Source organism: Pseudomonas sp. MYb193 (assembly GCF_002966775.1).
GTDB classification, from domain to species: Bacteria; Pseudomonadota; Gammaproteobacteria; order Pseudomonadales; family Pseudomonadaceae; genus Aquipseudomonas; species Aquipseudomonas paracarnis.
In genome coordinates this window covers 4,311,304-4,328,577 of record NZ_CP023269.1, presented here as the reverse complement: position 1 = coordinate 4,328,577, position 17,274 = coordinate 4,311,304, and the positions used below count along the sequence as shown (strand labels likewise).

At 61.9% G+C, this 17,274-nt stretch carries 18 protein-coding genes and 1 riboswitch; of the genes, 15 read left to right on the top strand and 3 right to left on the bottom strand.

Annotation, left to right across the window (positions count from 1 at the left end):
• Positions 1 to 7: 7 nt before the first annotated feature.
• Together CLM72_RS19660 and CLM72_RS19655 are read left to right on the top strand one after the other, a co-directional pair.
• A complete protein-coding gene (locus tag CLM72_RS19660) occupies positions 8 to 637 on the top strand; it encodes a C40 family peptidase (protein WP_003193051.1) in 630 nt (209 codons plus the stop codon).
• A gap of 144 nt (positions 638 to 781) precedes the next feature.
• Entirely contained in the window at positions 782 to 1,321 is a 540-nt protein-coding gene (locus CLM72_RS19655) for a C40 family peptidase (RefSeq protein ID WP_003193049.1), read from the top strand.
• 123 nt (positions 1,322 to 1,444) lie between these two features.
• Here CLM72_RS19655 and CLM72_RS19650 read toward each other — a convergent pair whose 3' ends face one another.
• Complete coding sequence (locus CLM72_RS19650; protein ID WP_105227659.1) at positions 1,445 to 2,758, bottom strand: sorbosone dehydrogenase family protein; 1,314 nt, start codon at positions 2,756 to 2,758, stop codon at positions 1,445 to 1,447.
• A 99-nt stretch (positions 2,759 to 2,857) separates the two neighbouring features.
• A riboswitch (cobalamin riboswitch) is annotated at positions 2,858 to 3,105 on the top strand.
• A 78-nt stretch (positions 3,106 to 3,183) separates the two neighbouring features.
• On the opposite strand from CLM72_RS19650, the gene cobO reads away from it, so the two are divergent.
• From cobO to CLM72_RS19585, 13 genes are all read left to right on the top strand, one after another.
• The gene (gene cobO, locus CLM72_RS19645) at positions 3,184 to 3,795 is read left to right on the top strand and encodes a cob(I)yrinic acid a,c-diamide adenosyltransferase (protein ID WP_005790169.1); all 612 of its coding nucleotides are present in this window, start codon (positions 3,184 to 3,186) and stop codon (positions 3,793 to 3,795) included.
• Positions 3,792 to 5,174, top strand: coding sequence for a cobyrinate a,c-diamide synthase (locus CLM72_RS19640; protein ID WP_105227658.1), 1,383 nt, complete (start codon positions 3,792 to 3,794; stop codon positions 5,172 to 5,174). The genes cobO and CLM72_RS19640 overlap by 4 nt, the downstream gene beginning before the upstream one ends.
• Complete coding sequence (gene bluB / locus CLM72_RS19635) at positions 5,171 to 5,821, top strand: 5,6-dimethylbenzimidazole synthase (RefSeq protein ID WP_054899035.1); 651 nt, start codon at positions 5,171 to 5,173, stop codon at positions 5,819 to 5,821. Before CLM72_RS19640 ends, bluB begins: the two co-directional genes overlap by 4 nt.
• The gene (cbiB, locus tag CLM72_RS19630; protein WP_105227657.1) at positions 5,818 to 6,726 is read left to right on the top strand and encodes an adenosylcobinamide-phosphate synthase CbiB; all 909 of its coding nucleotides are present in this window, start codon (positions 5,818 to 5,820) and stop codon (positions 6,724 to 6,726) included. The genes bluB and cbiB overlap by 4 nt, the downstream gene beginning before the upstream one ends.
• Positions 6,719 to 7,708 carry a threonine-phosphate decarboxylase CobD gene (gene cobD, locus CLM72_RS19625; RefSeq protein WP_105227656.1) on the top strand — a complete coding sequence of 330 codons (990 nt, stop codon included), beginning with the start codon at positions 6,719 to 6,721 and terminating at the stop codon, positions 7,706 to 7,708. The genes cbiB and cobD overlap by 8 nt, the downstream gene beginning before the upstream one ends.
• Positions 7,705 to 9,156 carry a cobyric acid synthase gene (locus CLM72_RS19620; RefSeq protein WP_105227655.1) on the top strand — a complete coding sequence of 484 codons (1,452 nt, stop codon included), beginning with the start codon at positions 7,705 to 7,707 and terminating at the stop codon, positions 9,154 to 9,156. Before cobD ends, CLM72_RS19620 begins: the two co-directional genes overlap by 4 nt.
• Before the next feature lie 607 nt (positions 9,157 to 9,763).
• Entirely contained in the window at positions 9,764 to 10,285 is a 522-nt protein-coding gene (gene cobU / locus CLM72_RS19615) for a bifunctional adenosylcobinamide kinase/adenosylcobinamide-phosphate guanylyltransferase (RefSeq protein ID WP_105227654.1), read from the top strand.
• Entirely contained in the window at positions 10,282 to 11,337 is a 1,056-nt protein-coding gene (gene cobT / locus CLM72_RS19610) for a nicotinate-nucleotide--dimethylbenzimidazole phosphoribosyltransferase (protein ID WP_105227652.1), read from the top strand. Before cobU ends, cobT begins: the two co-directional genes overlap by 4 nt.
• Entirely contained in the window at positions 11,334 to 11,909 is a 576-nt protein-coding gene (gene cobC, locus CLM72_RS19605) for an alpha-ribazole phosphatase family protein (protein WP_105227650.1), read from the top strand. The genes cobT and cobC overlap by 4 nt, the downstream gene beginning before the upstream one ends.
• A gap of 2 nt (positions 11,910 to 11,911) precedes the next feature.
• Complete coding sequence (locus CLM72_RS19600; RefSeq protein ID WP_073527131.1) at positions 11,912 to 12,640, top strand: adenosylcobinamide-GDP ribazoletransferase; 729 nt, start codon at positions 11,912 to 11,914, stop codon at positions 12,638 to 12,640.
• Positions 12,641 to 12,682: 42 nt separating this feature from the next.
• Positions 12,683 to 13,087: a MarR family winged helix-turn-helix transcriptional regulator gene (locus CLM72_RS19595; RefSeq protein ID WP_034128336.1), complete on the top strand. Its 405-nt coding sequence runs from the start codon at positions 12,683 to 12,685 to the stop codon at positions 13,085 to 13,087.
• A gap of 54 nt (positions 13,088 to 13,141) precedes the next feature.
• Positions 13,142 to 14,350, top strand: coding sequence for an MFS transporter (locus CLM72_RS19590; RefSeq protein WP_105227648.1), 1,209 nt, complete (start codon positions 13,142 to 13,144; stop codon positions 14,348 to 14,350).
• A 150-nt stretch (positions 14,351 to 14,500) separates the two neighbouring features.
• Positions 14,501 to 15,052, top strand: coding sequence for a glutathione peroxidase (locus CLM72_RS19585; protein WP_105227646.1), 552 nt, complete (start codon positions 14,501 to 14,503; stop codon positions 15,050 to 15,052).
• A 64-nt stretch (positions 15,053 to 15,116) separates the two neighbouring features.
• Here CLM72_RS19585 and CLM72_RS19580 read toward each other — a convergent pair whose 3' ends face one another.
• Positions 15,117 to 16,394 carry an OmpP1/FadL family transporter gene (locus CLM72_RS19580; protein WP_105227644.1) on the bottom strand — a complete coding sequence of 426 codons (1,278 nt, stop codon included), beginning with the start codon at positions 16,392 to 16,394 and terminating at the stop codon, positions 15,117 to 15,119.
• 145 nt (positions 16,395 to 16,539) lie between these two features.
• Positions 16,540 to 17,022, bottom strand: a complete 483-nt coding sequence (locus tag CLM72_RS19575; protein ID WP_054899027.1) for a hypothetical protein — start codon at positions 17,020 to 17,022, stop codon at positions 16,540 to 16,542.
• Positions 17,023 to 17,274: the final 252 nt, after the last annotated feature.

Below are 17,274 nucleotides of genomic sequence, written 5' to 3'. Positions count from 1 at the left end.
CGTGCCCATGCTAAATCGCTTCGCACCCCTCGTGCCTCTCGCACTCGTTACCCTGTTGTTTGGTTGCGCCTCCCACCCTCAGCAGGTGGCAGAACAGCAAAAACCACAGGTTCAAAATCAGGCAAAGTTCGTTGCTGCACAGTCTGCTTCTGTTTATGAAGAAGAGGTGGCAACCGAAAAAGAACTCGCCGAGTTCTCTGACAGCAAGCCTTACCAACTGCCTCTTCTGGCCGACAGCATCCTTGAGCGCGGCATGTCCTTGATCGGTACCCGTTACCGTTTCGGCGGCACCTCGGAAGCCGGTTTTGATTGCAGTGGTTTCATTGGCTACCTGTTTCGTGAAGAAGCCGGCATGAATCTGCCGCGCTCTACACGCGAGATGATCAACGTGAATGCACCGTTGGTCGCACGCAACAACCTCAAGCCCGGTGATCTGCTTTTCTTTAGTACCAGTGGCCGCGGTCGTGTCAGCCACGCCGGTATCTACCTGGGCGATAACCAATTTATCCACTCCAGCAGCCGCCGCAGTGGTGGTGTTCGGGTCGATAACCTGGGTGACAGCTACTGGAGCAAAACCTTCATCGAAGCCAAGCGCGCACTCGCCATGGCTCCGACTACGGTTACCGCTAGTAAGTAAAGTTAAAGTGTTACTTGAAGTTTGACGTGTAAGCGCTAGAATCCCTGGACATTGTTGTCATCCGTTCGCGCGAGCTTTGCTTGCGCGTTCTGGTTTTCAACGTTCGGCAGCGAAAGCCGCATCCAGACCAGGATTGTTCTGCACATGTCGACCTCGGCCCGCCTGATGCTTATTGTTTGCGCCGCGCTGCTCAGCGCCTGCGCCAGTCGTACACCGCCGCCCGCGCCCGTCGCGGTCAAGCCTAAGCCGGTGTTCAACTATGCCACCCAGAATTTCTCGCCTGCTGCCGAAGACGTGCTCTTTCGTGCGCTGGGCCTGGTCGGCACACCTTACCGCTGGGGCGGCAACACACCGGACTCGGGATTTGATTGCAGTGGCCTGATCGGTTTTGTATTCCGCGACGCTGCCGGCATCTCATTGCCGCGCACCACCCGTGAATTGATCGTGATGCGTGCCCAGGACGTCAGCGAACAAAACCTGCAAACCGGCGACCTGCTGTTCTTCGCCACCGGTGGTGGTTCGCGGGTCAGCCATGCGGGCATCTATGTGGGCGAAGGGCGCTTCGTGCATGCACCGCAGACCGGCGGTACGGTGAAGCTGGATACGCTATCCAAAGCGTATTGGCAGAATGCCTACCTGAGTGCCAAGCGCGTGTTGCCAGGGAATCTGGCGCGTAATCCCTGAATCAATAAAACTCCAAAATGTGGGAGCGGGCTTGCCCGCGAATACAGTGTGTCAGTCAAAGGATTGGTTGGCTGGGGCACCGTAATCGCGGGCAAGCCCGCTCCCACATTGGTGTGTGGCGATTTACTTAACAGCCGACACCCGCCAAACCTTATTGCCCACATCATCGGCCACCAGCAAATCCCCCTGCTGATCTATCACCACGCCGACCGGCCGGCCCATGGCTTTCTCATCGCTATCAAGAAACCCCGTCAGCACATCCACCGGTTGCCCTTTCGGCTGGCCCCCTTCGAAGGGCACGAAAATCACCTTGTAGCCACTGTGCGGCTTGCGGTTCCAGGAACCATGCTGGCCGATAAATGCGCCATTACTGAAGGGAGCGGGCAGTTTGCTGCCCTCGGCGAAGGTCAGCCCCAGCGACGCAGTATGAGGGCCTACCGCGTAATCGGGAGCGATGGCCTTGGCGACCATGTCCAGGTTCTGCGGGGTGACACGCACATCCACATGCTGGCCGTAATAACTGAAAGGCCAGCCGTAGAAGCCGCCATCCTTGACCGAGGTGATGTAATCCGGCACCAGGTCACTGCCGATCTCATCGCGTTCGTTGACCGCCGTCCACAGCTTGCCGCTCTGTGGCTCCCACGCCATGCCGTTGGGGTTGCGCAGGCCGGAGGCAAAAATGCGGTGTTGGCCGCTGGCGCGGTCGACTTCCCAAATGGCGGCGCGGCCCTGTTCGGCTTCCAGGCCGTTTTCGCCGACGTTGCTGTTGGAGCCGACGCTCACGTACAGCTTACTGCCGTCCTGGCTGGCCACTACATTTTTGGTCCAGTGGTGGTTCAGGGGGCCACCGGGTAAATCCACCACCTTGGTGCCTGGGGAGGTGATTGCGGTTTCACCCGGCTGATAAGGGAAGCGCAGCAACTTATCCGAATCGGCCACATACAGGTCGTTGCCTACCAAGGTCATGCCAAACGGCGAATTGAGGTTCTCCAGGAACACCGTGCGAGTTTCTGCTACACCGTCATGGTCGGCATCGCGCAGCAAGGTAATACGGTTCGGGCTCGGCCCCCCGGCACCGGCACGGTCCATAACTTTTTCCATCACCCAGCCACGTACGCCTTTGGCATCGTCCGGCTTGGGCGGTGCATTGGTCTCGGCCACCAGCACGTCGCCGTTGGGCAGCACGTAGAGCCAGCGCGGATGATCCAGGCCTTCGGCGAACGCGGCCACTTGGGTGCCGGCGGCGGCGATGGGCTTGGCGCCTTCGGGCCAGCCGATGGCCGGGGCGATATTGACGGTGGGGATCAGCGTCTTGTTCGGCTCCGGCAACTTGGGCGAGGGCCCGGTGCCATCGGCGACCTGCAGGGTCGAACTTTCGCCGCACGCCGCGAGGCTGCCTGCAAGCATGATCAGTAGGGCGAGTCGGGTTTTAGGCATGGTTTTCTCCTTGATACCTGTAGGGGTAGAGAAGCACGAACGGCAGATGGTTCAAGTACAAGGCCAGCTTTAATTGACGCTCCACCCCCAACCCACTAACCTTCGCGGCTTGTTCCAGGTGCTCTGTGGCGCGCGCGTCGACAGAGTGAAACAGGGAAACCGGTGAGTGAGCGCACTTGTACACAGTGCCGCCGCGATTCCGGCGCTGCCCCCGCAACGGTAAATGAGTCAAGACGGTGCTGTTTGCCACTGTATCGCGTGCGATATGGGAAGGCGCACCCTCGGCTGCTTGCTATCAAAAGCGCCACTCATGAGCCCGGAGACCGGCCTGGATCATCCAACAGCATCACGGTGGGCGATGCTTGGCTGTCTGTTTTTTCTTTTTCCTGCCCGCCGTTTTTGTCCAGCCCCAACGGAGCGCTGCCATGACTGATTCCCCCGACCGCGACGAACGCCACCTGGCGCGCATGCTGCGCAAAAAAGCCGTGATTGACGAGCGCATCGCCAATTCCCCCAACGAGTGCGGCCTGCTGCTGGTGCTGACCGGCAACGGCAAAGGCAAGAGCAGTTCGGCGTTCGGCATGTTGGCCCGGGCCATGGGGCATGGCATGCAATGCGGTGTGGTGCAGTTCATCAAGGGGCGTAACAGCACCGGCGAAGAATTGTTTTTCCGCCGCTTTCCCGAGCAGGTGCGCTTTCATGTGATGGGCGAAGGCTTCACCTGGGAAACCCAGGACCGCCAGCGCGATATCGCCGCTGCCGAAGCGGCTTGGGCGGTGTCCCGGGCCATGTTGAATGACCCCTCTATCGGCTTGGTGGTGCTGGACGAACTGAACATCGCCCTCAAGCACGGTTACCTTGACCTGGACCAGGTACTCAGCGATCTGCAAGCGCGCCCGCCCATGCAGCATGTGGTGGTCACCGGCCGTGGCGCCAAGCCTGAGCTGATCGAAATGGGCGACACCGTCACCGAAATGGGCATGCTCAAGCACGCGTTCCAGGCCGGTATCAAGGCACAGAAAGGCGTCGAACTTTGAATCAGCCCCGTCATTGCCCGGCCGTATTGATCGCCGCTCCGGCGTCTGGCCAGGGCAAAACCACGGTCACCGCCGCGCTGGCCCGTTTGCACCGCAACCTGGGGCGCAAGGTGCGCGTGTTCAAATGCGGGCCGGACTTTCTCGACCCGATGATCCACGAGCGTGCCAGTGGCGCGCCGGTGTACCAGTTGGACATGTGGATGGTGGGCGAGCAGGAAAGCCGCCGCCTGCTCTGGGAGGCAGCGGGGGAAGCTGACCTGATTCTCATCGAAGGCGTCATGGGCCTGTTCGACGGCACGCCTTCGAGCGCTGACCTGGCGCGGCACTTCGGTGTACCGGTGCTGGGCGTGATCGATGGCACCGCCATGGCCCAGACGTTCGGCGCCCTGGCCCTGGGGCTGGCGCGCTATCAGCCCGACCTGCCGTTCGCCGGCGTGCTGGCCAATCGCGTCGGCACCCTGCGCCATGCGCAATTGCTCGAAGGCAGCCTCACCGAGGGCTTGCGTTGGTACGGCGCGTTATCCCGTGAGACTGGCATCGAACTGCCCAGCCGCCACCTGGGCCTGGTGCAAGCCAGCGAACTGAATGACCTTGATATACGCCTGGATGCTGCCGCCCAGGCGTTGGGCAGCAGCTGCGAAGTGGCCCTGCCGCCGCCGGTGACCTTTGCCGCGCCCGAGGTGATCGAAGCCGAACCCTTGCTGGCCGGTGTGCGGATTGCCGTGGCCCGTGACGAAGCCTTTGCCTTTACCTACGGCGCCAGCCTGGATCTGTTGCGGGCGATGGGCGCCGAGTTGAAGTTCTTCTCACCGATCCATGATCGCCAATTGCCTGAAGCTGACAGCCTCTATCTGCCCGGCGGCTATCCGGAATTGCACCACCAGGCATTGTCGGCCAATACCTCGATGCTGGACGCCATTCGTGCTCATCACGCCGCTGGCAAGCCACTGCTCGCTGAATGTGGCGGCATGCTCTATCTGCTCGACTCCTTGACCGATGTGGACGGTACACGCGCCGAACTGGTTGGCTTGTTGCACGGCGATGCGGTGATGCAAAAGAAACTCGCGGCCCTGGCGCTGCAAAGTGTCGAGCTGCCGGAGGGGACCTTGCGTGGGCATACCTATCATCATTCCCTGACCAGTATCGAATGGGCGCCGATTGCCCGTGGGCTTAGCCCTAACGGCGGGCGCGGTGCCGAAGCGGTCTATCGACAGGGGCGGATGACGGCGTCCTATGTGCACTTTTATTTTCCGTCGAATCCTGGCGCGGTGGCCGCGTTGTTTGCGCCTGACCTTGAGACAGCTATCGCAGGCAAGCCCGCTCCCACAGGGGAATGCATTCCAAATGTGGGAGCGGGCTTGCTCGCGAAGAGGCCATGACTGACAACGCTTTCCCCCAAGCCGATCGCGAGGCCGTCTATCGCGCCATCGCCGAACGCCGCGACATGCGCCACTTCCGCGGTGGCAGCGTCGCGCCTGAGCTGCTGCAACGCCTGCTCCACGCCGCGCACCAGGCGCCCAGTGTCGGCCTGATGCAGCCGTGGCGTTTTATCCGCATCAGCGACCGTTCGTTGCGCAGCCAGATTCAACAGTTGGTGGAAGAAGAGCGTGTGCGCACCGCCGAAGCATTGGGCGAGCGCTCCGATGCGTTCATGAAGCTCAAGGTTGAAGGCATCAACGACTGCGCCGAGGTACTGGTCGCCGCCTTGATGGACGATCGTGAGCGCCACATTTTCGGGCGCCGCACCTTGCCGGAAATGGACATGGCCTCGCTCTCCTGCGCCATCCAGAACCTGTGGCTGGCGGCGCGCGTGGAAGGGTTGGGCATGGGCTGGGTTTCGCTGTTCGACCCCCAGGCCCTGGCCGAGTTGCTGGGTTTGCCACCCGGCGCAAAGCCCCTGGCAGTGTTGTGCCTGGGCCCGGTGGCAGAGTTTTACCCAGCACCGATGTTGCAGCTCGAGGGCTGGGCCGAGCCGCGACCGCTAAGTGACATGCTGTATGAAAACAAGTGGGGAGTGAGTCAATGAGTGTGGCCTTGCTGTGTGTCGCTGCGGTGGCGCTGGATGCGCTGCTGGGTGAGCCCAGACGCTGGCATCCGCTGGTGGCGTTCGGCAATTTCGCCGGGCGCATCGAACAACGTTTCAATACTGGCGGGCGTGGCTGGCGCAGCCATGGTGTGACCGCGTGGTTTATCGCGGTGGTGCCGCTGACCCTGTTGGCCACGGCATTGTCGTGGGCGCCTTATATCGGCTGGCTGCTGGAGATCCTGGCGCTGTACTGCGCCTTGGGCATGCGCAGCCTGGGTGAGCACGTGATGCCGGTGGCCCAGGCCCTGCGCAGTGACGACCTGGACGAAGCGCGTACACGTGTGAGTTACCTGGTCAGCCGCCAGACCAGCGAACTGGACCACACGGAAGTCGCACGCGCAGCCACCGAATCGGTGCTGGAGAACGGCAGCGATGCGGTATTCGCCGCGTTGTTCTGGTTCGTGGTGGCCGGTGTGCCGGGCGTGGTGCTCTATCGTCTGAGCAACACCCTGGACGCCATGTGGGGCTATCGCAATGAGCGCTTTGAGCGCTTCGGTTGGGCAGCCGCCAGGATCGATGATGTGCTCAACTATATTCCTGCGCGCCTGGTGGCTTTAACCTACGCGCTATTGGGTAAAACCCGCCTGGCGCTCAAATGCTGGCGCACTCAGGGGCGGACCTGGGACAGCCCCAACGCCGGCCCGGTGATGGCGGCGGGGGCCGGTGCCTTGGGTGTGGAGCTCGGCGGCGCGGCGATTTATCACGGCGAGGTGCATCAGCGCCCGCCATTGGGCGAAGGCCCGCCGGCCGACGCCGATTCCATTGATCGCGGCTGGCAACTGGTGCAGCACGGCGTATGGCTGTGGCTGCTGGTCCTGTGCGTGGGGGCGCAAATCTATGCTTGAACATGGTGGTCGGCTGCGTAAGGCCGCGATTGAGTACGGCATTGCCGAAGCGGATTGGCTCGACCTGTCCAGCGGCCTGGCGCCCTGGCCGTGGCCGATTCCCGAGATTCCCTTGCGTGCCTGGGCGCGCTTGCCGGAAACCGATGACGGCTTGGAGAAGGCTGCCAGCGAGTATTACGGTGCCGGCCCGTTGCTGCCGGTGCCGGGCTCCCAGGCAGCGATTCAACTGCTGCCGCGCCTGCGTCGTTCCGGTAAGGTCGGCGTGCTTTCGCCCTGTTACGCCGAGCACGCCGAAGCCTGGCGCCGCGCCGGTTATGTGGTGCGCGAAGTGCAGGAGCAGGAAGTCGACTTCTTTCTCGACAGCCTCGACGTGCTGGTGGTGGTCAACCCCAACAACCCCACGGGCTTGAGCCTGAGCCCGCAACGCCTGCTGGACTGGCATGCGCGGCTGGCCCAGCGCGGTGGCTGGCTGGTGGTGGACGAGGCGTTCATTGACGTGACCCCGGACTTGAGCCTGGCCAGCCATGCCGATCAGGTCGGCTTGATCGTGCTGCGCTCATTCGGCAAGTTCTTCGGCCTGGCCGGCGTGCGCCTGGGCTTTGTGCTGGCCGAGCGCAAGTTGCTCAAGCTGTTGGCCGAACAGGTCGGGCCCTGGGCCGTCAGTGGGCCGACGCGGGTGCTGGGCCAAGTGTGCCTGCGCGACACCGACGGGCATGCGCGCCAGCGCAGCCGTTGCATCGCAGCCGGCCAGCGTCTGTTCGAGTTGCTTGAGCGCCGCGGCCTTCAACCTCAGGGTGGCTGCGCATTGTTCCAGTGGTTGATTACCCCCCACGCTGAACGGCTTCACGAGTTCATGGCCCAGCGCGGCATCCTGCTGCGCCTGTTTGTGCACAACAGCAGCGTGCGCTTGGGCCTGCCCGACACCGAAGCCGACTGGCTGCGCCTTGATGAAGCCCTGGCCGCCTACAAGGACGCCACATGACCACGTTGATGGTGCAGGGCACCACCTCCGACGCCGGTAAAAGCACCCTCGTGACTGCGCTGTGTCGCTGGCTGGTACGCCAGGGTGTCGCGGTGGTGCCGTTCAAGCCGCAGAACATGGCGCTCAACAGCGCGGTGACCGCCGAAGGCGGCGAGATCGGCCGCGCCCAGGCGGTGCAGGCCCAGGCTGCCAACCTGGCGCCCCACACCGACATGAACCCGGTGTTGCTCAAGCCCAACAGCGACACTGGCTCCCAAGTGATCATCCATGGCCGTGCTGTCACCAGCATGAATGCCGTGGCCTATCACGACTACAAAGCCATTGCGATGCAAGCGGTGCTGGCCTCCCACACGCGTTTGAGCCAGGCCTACCCGGTGGTGATCGTCGAAGGCGCGGGCTCACCGGCCGAGATCAATTTGCGCGCCAATGACATCGCCAACATGGGCTTCGCCGAAGCGGTGGACTGCCCGGTGCTGTTGATCGCGGACATCAACCGCGGCGGCGTGTTCGCCCATCTGGTCGGCACCCTGGAGCTGCTGTCGCCCAGTGAGCAGGCGCGGGTCAAGGGCTTCATCATCAACCGTTTTCGCGGCGATATCGCGTTGCTGCAACCAGGCCTGGACTGGCTCGAAGCGCGCACCGGCAAACCGGTAGTCGGCGTGCTGCCCTACGTGATGGACCTGCACCTGGAAGCGGAAGACGGCATCGACCAGCGCCAGATCGACAAGGCCGCCCAGGTGCTCAAGGTGGTGGTGCCGGTGCTGCCGCGCATCAGCAACCATACCGACTTCGACCCGCTGCGCTTGCACCCCCAGGTGGACTTGCAGTTCGTCGGGCCGGGCCAGGCGATACCTGCTGCTGACCTGATCATCTTGCCGGGCTCGAAAAGCGTGCGCAGTGACCTGGCCTATCTGCGTGCCAACGGCTGGGATACTGCCGTGGCGCGGCATCTGCGTTATGGCGGCAAGGTACTGGGGATCTGCGGCGGCTTGCAGATGCTCGGCGAGCAAGTCCACGACCCGTTGGGCCTGGAAGGGCTGGCCGGTTCCAGTGATGGCCTTGGGTTGCTGGCGTTCAGCACCACCCTGGAACAAGAGAAACAACTGCGCAATGTGCGTGGGCGTCTGGTATTGGAAGATGCCGACGTCAGCGGTTATGAAATCCATGCGGGGGTGACCTGCGGCGCTGCCTTGGCAAGCGCTGCGGTCCTGCTGGACGATGGCCGTAGTGATGGCGCGCAGAGTGCCGATGGGCAAATTCTAGGCACCTACCTGCACGGCCTGTTCGAGACCCCGGCAGCGTGCAGCGCGTTGCTGCGTTGGGCCGGGTTGCAGGATGTGCAAGAGGTGGATTATCACGGCTTGCGCGAGCGCGATATCGAGCGGTTGGCGGACTTGGTGGAGCACCACTTGGACACCGATTTGTTGCGCAAGCTATGTGGGATCTGACGGTGTTCACACGATCCAACTGTGGGAGCTGGCTTGCCTGCGATAGCCATGTGTATCTACACAACGCTGTAGTGCTCAACGGTAACCACGATGCGAAGCGAGCCGCTCTTGATCTGCTTTTGATCTTAGGCGCCCCGTTAAACCACGCTGGCCGGAATTCGACAGTGATTTGGGGGGTAAACCGGCAGGGATGCCGGTTTAGCCGCCCCGCGCCATGGATGGCGCGTGGCGGCGGCCCCCCAAATCACTGGCGGATTACGGGCACACCGAGCCTAGGCGAGGTGCCGAGTGGTGGGGCAAGAGCGTTTTGCTTACTTTTGCGCTTTTCAAAAGTGAGCCGCCGTCAGGGCGGAACCCTAAGTGGCCGTTACCTACATAACGGATATGCACTCGGTCTAATCCAACATCCCAGTTGGCTGTCAGGCCGTCTTCGCAGCGATGCGGCGACCCGACAAGCCAGCTCCCACATTTGGATGGCGGAGCATCAGATGGATATGCGCCGGCTGTCAGACCGTCGCGAATGCGGTGGGTCAGCCATAGGTGCATTCACTGATACACCCTATCGGCGAGCAAACCCGCTCCCACATTGTTTGTCAGGGGCCTTTGCATGTATCAATTGATCCTCGGCGGCGCCCGTTCGGGCAAGAGCCGCCTGGCCGAAAAGCTTGCCGCAGAGAGCGGGCTTGCCGTCATTTATATCGCCACCAGCCAGCCGCTCGACGGTGAGATGAACGAGCGTGTCACTTTGCATCGCCAGCGTCGCCCCGACCATTGGGGCCTGGTTGAGGAGCCCATCGAGCTGGCACGTGTGCTGCGCGAGAACGCCGCCACTGATCGCTGCCTGCTGGTGGATTGCCTGACCTTATGGCTCACCAATCTTCTGATGCTCGAAGACCCGGCGCGCCTTGCGCGCGAGCGTGATCAACTGTTGCAAACCCTGGCTTCGCTGCCGGGGGAAATCATTTTTGTCAGCAACGAGACCGGTCTGGGTGTCGTGCCGCTGGGCGAATTGACTCGCCGTTATGTGGATGAAGCCGGTTGGCTGCATCAAGCCTTGGCCGAGCAATGTCAGCGCGTTGTGCTGACGGTCGCCGGCTTGCCCCTGACTTTGAAAGGTACTGCGTTATGACCGATTCCTGGTGGCTCAACCCCTGCAAGGCGGTGAATGCCACAGCCCACGAACAGGCGCTGGCGCGTCAGCAGCAGTTGACCAAGCCCGCTGGCTCCCTCGGCCAGTTGGAGGCCCTGGCGGTGCGGTTGGCGGGTTTGCAGGGCCAGGTCAAACCGTCGGTGGATCACCTGTGGATCGCGATTTTTGCCGGCGATCACGGCGTGGTCGCTGAAGGCGTGTCGGCATTTCCCCAGGCGGTGACCGGGCAGATGCTGCAAAACTTCGTCACCGGTGGTGCGGCAATCAGCGTGTTGGCGCGGCAACTGGAAGCGCAATTGGAAGTGGTTGACCTTGGCACGGTCACGCCTTCCCTGGCTTTGCCTGGCGTTCGTCACCTGAATATCGGTGCGGGCACGGCCAATTTTGTCCATGCCCCGGCGATGACCCAGGCCCAGGGCCAGTTGGCCCTGCAAGCCGGGCGAGACAGCGCACACCGCGCCCTGGAAGGCGGCGCGCAGCTGTTTATCGGCGGCGAGATGGGCATCGGCAACACCACCGCGGCCAGTGCCTTGGCCTGCGCATTGCTGGATTGCCAAGTCACTGACCTTACAGGCCCTGGTACCGGTTTGAACGCCGCAGGGGTCAGCCATAAGGTCGCGGTTATCGAGCGCGCCTTGGCGTTGCACGCCGGTCAGCGCGGCGATGCATTGCAAACCCTGTTCAATCTCGGCGGTTTTGAAATAGCCGCGCTGGTCGGTGCTTACTTGGCCTGCGCCCAGGAAGGCATCGTGGTGCTGGTGGATGGGTTCATCTGCAGCGTGGCCGCGCTGGTGGCGGTGCGCTTGAACTCTGCATGCCGCGAATGGCTGGTGTTCGGCCATCGGGGTGCTGAGCCGGGTCATCGCCATGTGCTGCACAGTCTCGATGCGCAACCGTTGCTGGAACTGGGCCTGCGCCTGGGCGAAGGCAGCGGCGCGGCGTTAGCGGTGCCCTTGTTGCGCCTGGCGTGTGCGCTGCACGGGCAGATGGCGACCTTCGCCGAAGCCGCCGTGGCGGACCGCCCCGCATGACCTTGCGCCTGGACCTGCTGCGCCACGGCGAAACCGAGCTGGGCGGCGGCCTGCGTGGCAGCCTGGACGATGCGCTGACCGCCAACGGCTGGCAGCAGATGCGCGACGCAGTGGTGGGGCAAGGGCCGTGGGATCGGCTGATCAGCTCGCCGCTGCAACGCTGCGCTCTGTTCGCCCAGGAGCTGGGGACGCAACTTGATTTGCCGGTGAGTCTGGAGCCTGACTTGCAGGAGCTGCACTTCGGCGCCTGGGAAGGGCAGAGTGCGGCCGCGTTGATGGATACCGATGCCGAAGGGCTGGGCTTGTTCTGGGCCAACCCCTATGACTTCACGCCGCCGGAGGGTGAGCCTGTCATCCAGTTTTCCGGGCGGGTGCTTGGCGCTATCGCCCGGTTGCATCAGGCCTATGCTGGTCAGCGGGTGCTATTGATCAGTCATGGCGGTGTGATGCGCCTACTGCTGGCCCAGGCGCGAGGGTTGCCCCGTGAGCAACTGCTGAATGTCGAAGTTGGTCACGGCGCCTTGTTCGGCCTGCAGGTTGAGGCCGATGGCGTGTTGAAGGAAGGACTCTGACGATGCTGCCGTTCTGGATCGCCCTGCAATTTCTGAGCAGCCTGCCCATTCGCTTGCCGGGCATGCCGCAACCTCAAGAACTGGGCCGTTCGTTGTTGTTTTATCCGCTGGTTGGGTTGCTGTTCGGCGTGCTGTTATGGGGCCTCAACCAGGTGTTGCAGGGCGCCCCGTTGCTGTTGCACGCCGCGTTGCTGCTCACAGCCTGGGTGTTGCTCAGCGGTGGCCTGCACTTGGACGGGCTGGCCGACAGCGCCGATGCCTGGCTGGGTGGTTTTGGCGACCGCGAGCGCACCCTCAGCATCATGAAAGACCCGCGCAGCGGCCCGATTGCGGTGGTTACCCTGGGCCTGGTGCTGCTGCTCAAGTTCAGCGCGCTGGTGGCGTTGATCGAGCAACACAATGGCGCCGCCTTGATCCTGGCGCCCCTGATCGGACGCGCTTCGATGCTGGCGCTGTTTCTCACCACGCGCTATGTGCGGGCGGGCGGATTGGGCCAGGCACTGTCAGACCATCTGCCGCGAATTGTCGGCCAACAGGTGCTGATCCTCAGCGGGTTGGCCTGCATTCTGATCGGCGGTTTCAGCGGCGGTATCGCGGTGTTGCTGGCGGCACTGTGTTTCGTGTGGCTGCGCCAGTTGATGGTCAAGCGTCTGGGCGGTACCACCGGCGACACCGCTGGCGCACTGCTGGAGCTGCTTGAAGTCGCGGTGCTGGTCGGGCTGGCGTTGTAACGCCTTCTTGCAATTGGTTAACTCCGGGTATATACACGCTCTATGCTTGCCTCCCAATGTTTATGCACCAACCTGCGACGCGCCGCCCGTGGCGTCAGCAGGCACTACGACGGCGCTCTCGACGGCTTCGGGATCAACGTTGCCCAGTATTCTCTGTTGTGCAACCTGCAGCGCCTCGATCAACCGAGCATTTCCAGCCTGGCGGACGCCATGGGCCTGGATCGCAGCACCCTGGGGCGCAACCTGCGCGTCCTGGAAGGTGAGGGGCTGGTGCAGTTGGTGGAGGGCGATGATTTGCGCAACCGCCTGGTGGTGTTGACTGCCACAGGGCAAGAGCGGCTGACTGCCGCGTTACCGGCTTGGGAAGCGGCGCAACAAAAATTGATTGATAAGCTCGGCGCCGAAAAGCGCGAAATGTTGTTGGCCTTGCTGGATGAACTCGCCTGAACGGCGGTTTGTTCGACTACAAGCGGGTATATACCCGCGAACGGAGAATAAGAAATGACCTCGATGTGGCGCACCAGTGGTTGGGTCCTTTTAGGGAGTGCGCTGATCCTGGCGTTGTCCTTGGGCGTACGGCATGGCTTTGGCCTGTTCCTGGCGCCGATGAGCAGCGAATTCGGTTGGGGGCGTGAAACCTTTGCCTTTGCCATCGCCTTGCAGAATCTGATCTGGGGCTTGGCGCAGCCATTTACCGGGGCCTTGGCCGACCGTTTCGGCGCGACCAAGGCGGTGTTTGTCGGGGGGGTGTTGTACGCCGTCGGCCTGGTGCTGATGGGCATGTCCGACTCCGCGTGGTCCCTGTCGTTGAGTGCAGGTTTGCTGATTGGCATGGGCCTGTCCGGCACCTCGTTCTCGGTGATTCTCGGCGTGGTTGGCCGCGCCGTTGCGCCGGAAAAACGCAGCATGGCCATGGGCATTGCCAGCGCCGCCGGCTCGTTCGGCCAGTTCGCCATGGTGCCCGGCACCCTCGGCTTGATTGGTTGGCTGGGCTGGTCCGCAGCGTTGCTGGCGCTGGGCTTGATGGTGGCGTTGATCCTGCCGCTGGTCGCCATGCTCAAGGACCGGCCGCTGGCGGTTACGGTGGGCCAGCAAACCCTGGGCGAAGCGCTGAAAGAGGCTTGTTCTCACTCCGGCTTCTGGCTGCTGTCCTTCGGCTTTTTTGTGTGCGGTTTCCAAGTAGTGTTTATCGGTGTGCACTTGCCGGCGTACCTGGTCGACCAGCACCTGCCGGCCACGGTGGGCACCACGGTGCTGGCCTTGATTGGCCTGTTCAACGTATTTGGCACCTACACGGCGGGTTGGCTCGGTGGCCGCATGTCCAAGCCGCGTCTGCTCACCGGCTTGTACCTGTTGCGGGCGGTAGTGATTGTGTTGTTCCTGTGGGCGCCGGTCACCGAAGTCACGGCGTATCTGTTTGGCATGGCGATGGGCTTTTTGTGGTTGTCCACGGTGCCGCTGACCAATGGCACCGTCGCGACCCTGTTTGGGGTGCGCAACCTCTCGATGCTCGGCGGGATTGTGTTCCTGTTCCACCAGCTTGGCTCGTTCCTCGGCGGGTGGCTGGGCGGGGTGGTCTATGATCGAACCGGTAGCTACGATTTGATCTGGCAGGTGGCAATTTTACTCAGCCTGCTCGCCGCCGCGCTGAATTGTCCGGTGCGTGAGCGGCCGGTGGCGCGCATTCAGGCGCAGATGGAGGCGGCATGAGCATGACAGCGCGTCTTATGCTGTTGGCTGTGGGGCTGGGGTTATTGCTGCTGGCCTGGTGGGGTTGGCAACGGGGCGGCCTGGCGTTGATGCAACTGGGCATGGCGATCTGCTAAGTTGTGGGTCTGAACTGACTCAAGGACTTTTGACATGCAGATGCGCTGGCTCGCTGTACCCGTCCTGATGGCTATTGGTAGCGTGGCGATGGCCGCCAGTTGCCCACCGTTGCTGGACGGCCAATTGCCCAAGCTGCGGGCCAAGGAATCCATCGACCTGTGCCAGCAATTCGCTGGCAAGCCCTTGGTGATCGTCAACACGGCGAGCTTCTGCGGCTTTGCCCCGCAATTCAAAGGCCTGGAAGCGTTGTATCAGCGCTACAAGGGCGAAGGCCTGGAAGTGATCGGCGTGCCGTCCGATGACTTCAAGCAGGAAGCCAAGACCGGGGAAGAAACCGCCAAGGTCTGCTACGTGAATTATGGCGTGACCTTCACCATGACCGAGCCGCAGAAGGTCAAGGGGCCGGATGCGGTGCACCTGTTCAAGGTACTTGCACGGCAGGCCGACGCGGCGCCCAAGTGGAACTTCTACAAGTATGTGGTGGATCGCCAGGGCAATCTGGTTGCCAGTTTTTCCAGCCTGACCAAGCCGGACAGTCCAGAGCTGATCAAGGCGGTGGAACAGGCATTGGCTTCCAAACCCTGACCGCCAGCCAAACAAAAGCCCCGCCTCCTTCACAGGAGAGCGGGGCTTTTTATACGACTGCGGGTTAGAACTTGTAGGTCATGCCCAAGCCGAAACCGTTGGCGCTGTTTTCATACTTGGCGTTGTAGCTGGCCAATTGGTTGGAGCGTGAAACCTTGACGTCCTCTTCCTTCAGGTAGGAGTAGGCCAGGTCGATGGTCATGTTATCCATGACCTGGTAGCCCAGGCCCAGGCTGAAGATAGTACGGTCGCCGGTCGGGATGCGCGGTGAGCGATCCGTGTTGTTGGTGGGCGACTGGTCGAATGTCAGGCCGGTACGCAGTACCACTTGCTTGGTGAGCTGGTACGAAGTACCCACGGCGTAGGCCCAGGTGTCGTGCCAGTTCTGGTCTTCCTTGATTGTGCTGACCAGGCCCGGGGCAAGCGCGCCGCCAGTAGCGCCGCTGACGCCTTCGTTCTTGACGGTGATGTCTTTCAGGCGGCTCCAGCGTGTCCAGGTTGCACCGGCATAGAGTTTCCACGCGTCGGTCAGGTCTTGAGTGACGGACAGGTCGTAGGACTCAGGTGTGTCGATTTTCAGCGAGGCGTCATAGCGGTTGCTGCGCAGGAACGGCGAGGTCGCGGTCGGTGCGGTGACTTCGGTGTGGCCGTCCAGCTTGTAGCTGACCTTGGAGTGGTAGGTCAGGCCGACGCGGGTGGTATCGGTGGCTTGGACCAGTACGCCGATGTTGAAGCCCAGCGCGGTGTCGTCACCCTTGATCTTGATATTGGTGTCTGGCGCGCGAGGGTTCAGCGTCAGGTCCGATTCCAGGGTGCCGGCGATGCGGTTGATGGTCGGGCCAAAACCCACGGAAACGCGGTCGTTGAAGGCGTAGCTGACGGTCGGTTGCAAGGTGATGACTTTCACTTCGCTCTTGCTGCCAAAGCCACGGCCCTGGAAGCCGCTTTCGTAGTCGGTCACCAGGCCGAACGGCGCATAGACGCCGAAGCCGACAGCCCACTGGTCGTTGAGCTTATTGGTGTAGAAGCCGAAAGGCACGGCAGTGAAAGGCACCATATCGCCTTTGTTGCTGCCAGCGGAGCGGCCGCTGACATTGCTGATATCGGTGGAGGCATCAATGGCTGCAACGCCACCGGTGATCTGTTGGCCTTCCAGGCGTGCCATACCGGCAGGGTTACCGAACACAGTGCTCGCATCATCGGCAGAAGAAGAGCGACCTGCGAAACCGGTACCCATCCCGCTGACGCTCTGTTCGTTGAGGGCAAAGCCGCTGGCGAACAGTTGGGAGGATGCCATGGCAACGGCGAGGCCAAGTGTGGTCTTGAGCATTACTTTTTTCATTATTAGAACTCCGTGTGATCACCGCAGCGGAAAGTATCAATAAATTTCACATCGCGCTATAGGCTGTAATGCAGGAGATAGATCGGTTTTGTAGGACAATCCGACCAAAATTGCCGTTTTTTGCCGAATCTTGCAATTTGCCCGGTCAGCAAGCTGCCTGTTTCATGGGGCTTACACAGGTTTGCCACGCTTGGGTGAAATCTCGCAGGCGGCCTTGTGGATGGAATATTTCTTTCCAGATACGCGCCATGGCCAGCACATCGCCGGGTGCGGGTAGGGCAGGGCGCTGTTGTTCCACCAGCAACCAGGCGATGGCCGTGGCGTAGCGCAGGTTCACCGTCAACTCCAACTGAGGCGCGCTGAGGAACGCATGTTGGCTGGCCAGCCCGCGCACCAGGCTGGCGCGTTCCGGGTCCAGGGCCAGGTAGTCATCCCAGAGAGCGCGGTGACGTGGTTCGGTGATGCTGTAGAGGCCATGGCCGCGCCGGTCATGCAGCGCCGAGCCCAGTTCTGACTGGCTGGCGGCAATGCCCAGCAGCAGGGATTCGGCTGTCGAGCTGTGACGGCCGAGGTACATCAGCGTCGGCCGGATCACATAACGACACAATTCACTGGCGGCAATACCCATACGAGCCTCAGTCCTTGCAAAGGGTGGACGAGCCTGAGAAGGGGAGCTTGGCAGCAATGAATCGGATCTCAGGCCCGTCGTAAGCGGATCAGGTCGCTTGAGTTGAAGTGTAGTGTCATATTCCTGATGTAAAGGACTGTTTTTAAAACATCTTCTGCAATCGGTTATAACGTTTATATCGATTTGTACTTAGCGCCACCGACTCAAGGCCAAATTCCAGGCAATAAAAAACCCTGTTATTCAAACAGGGTT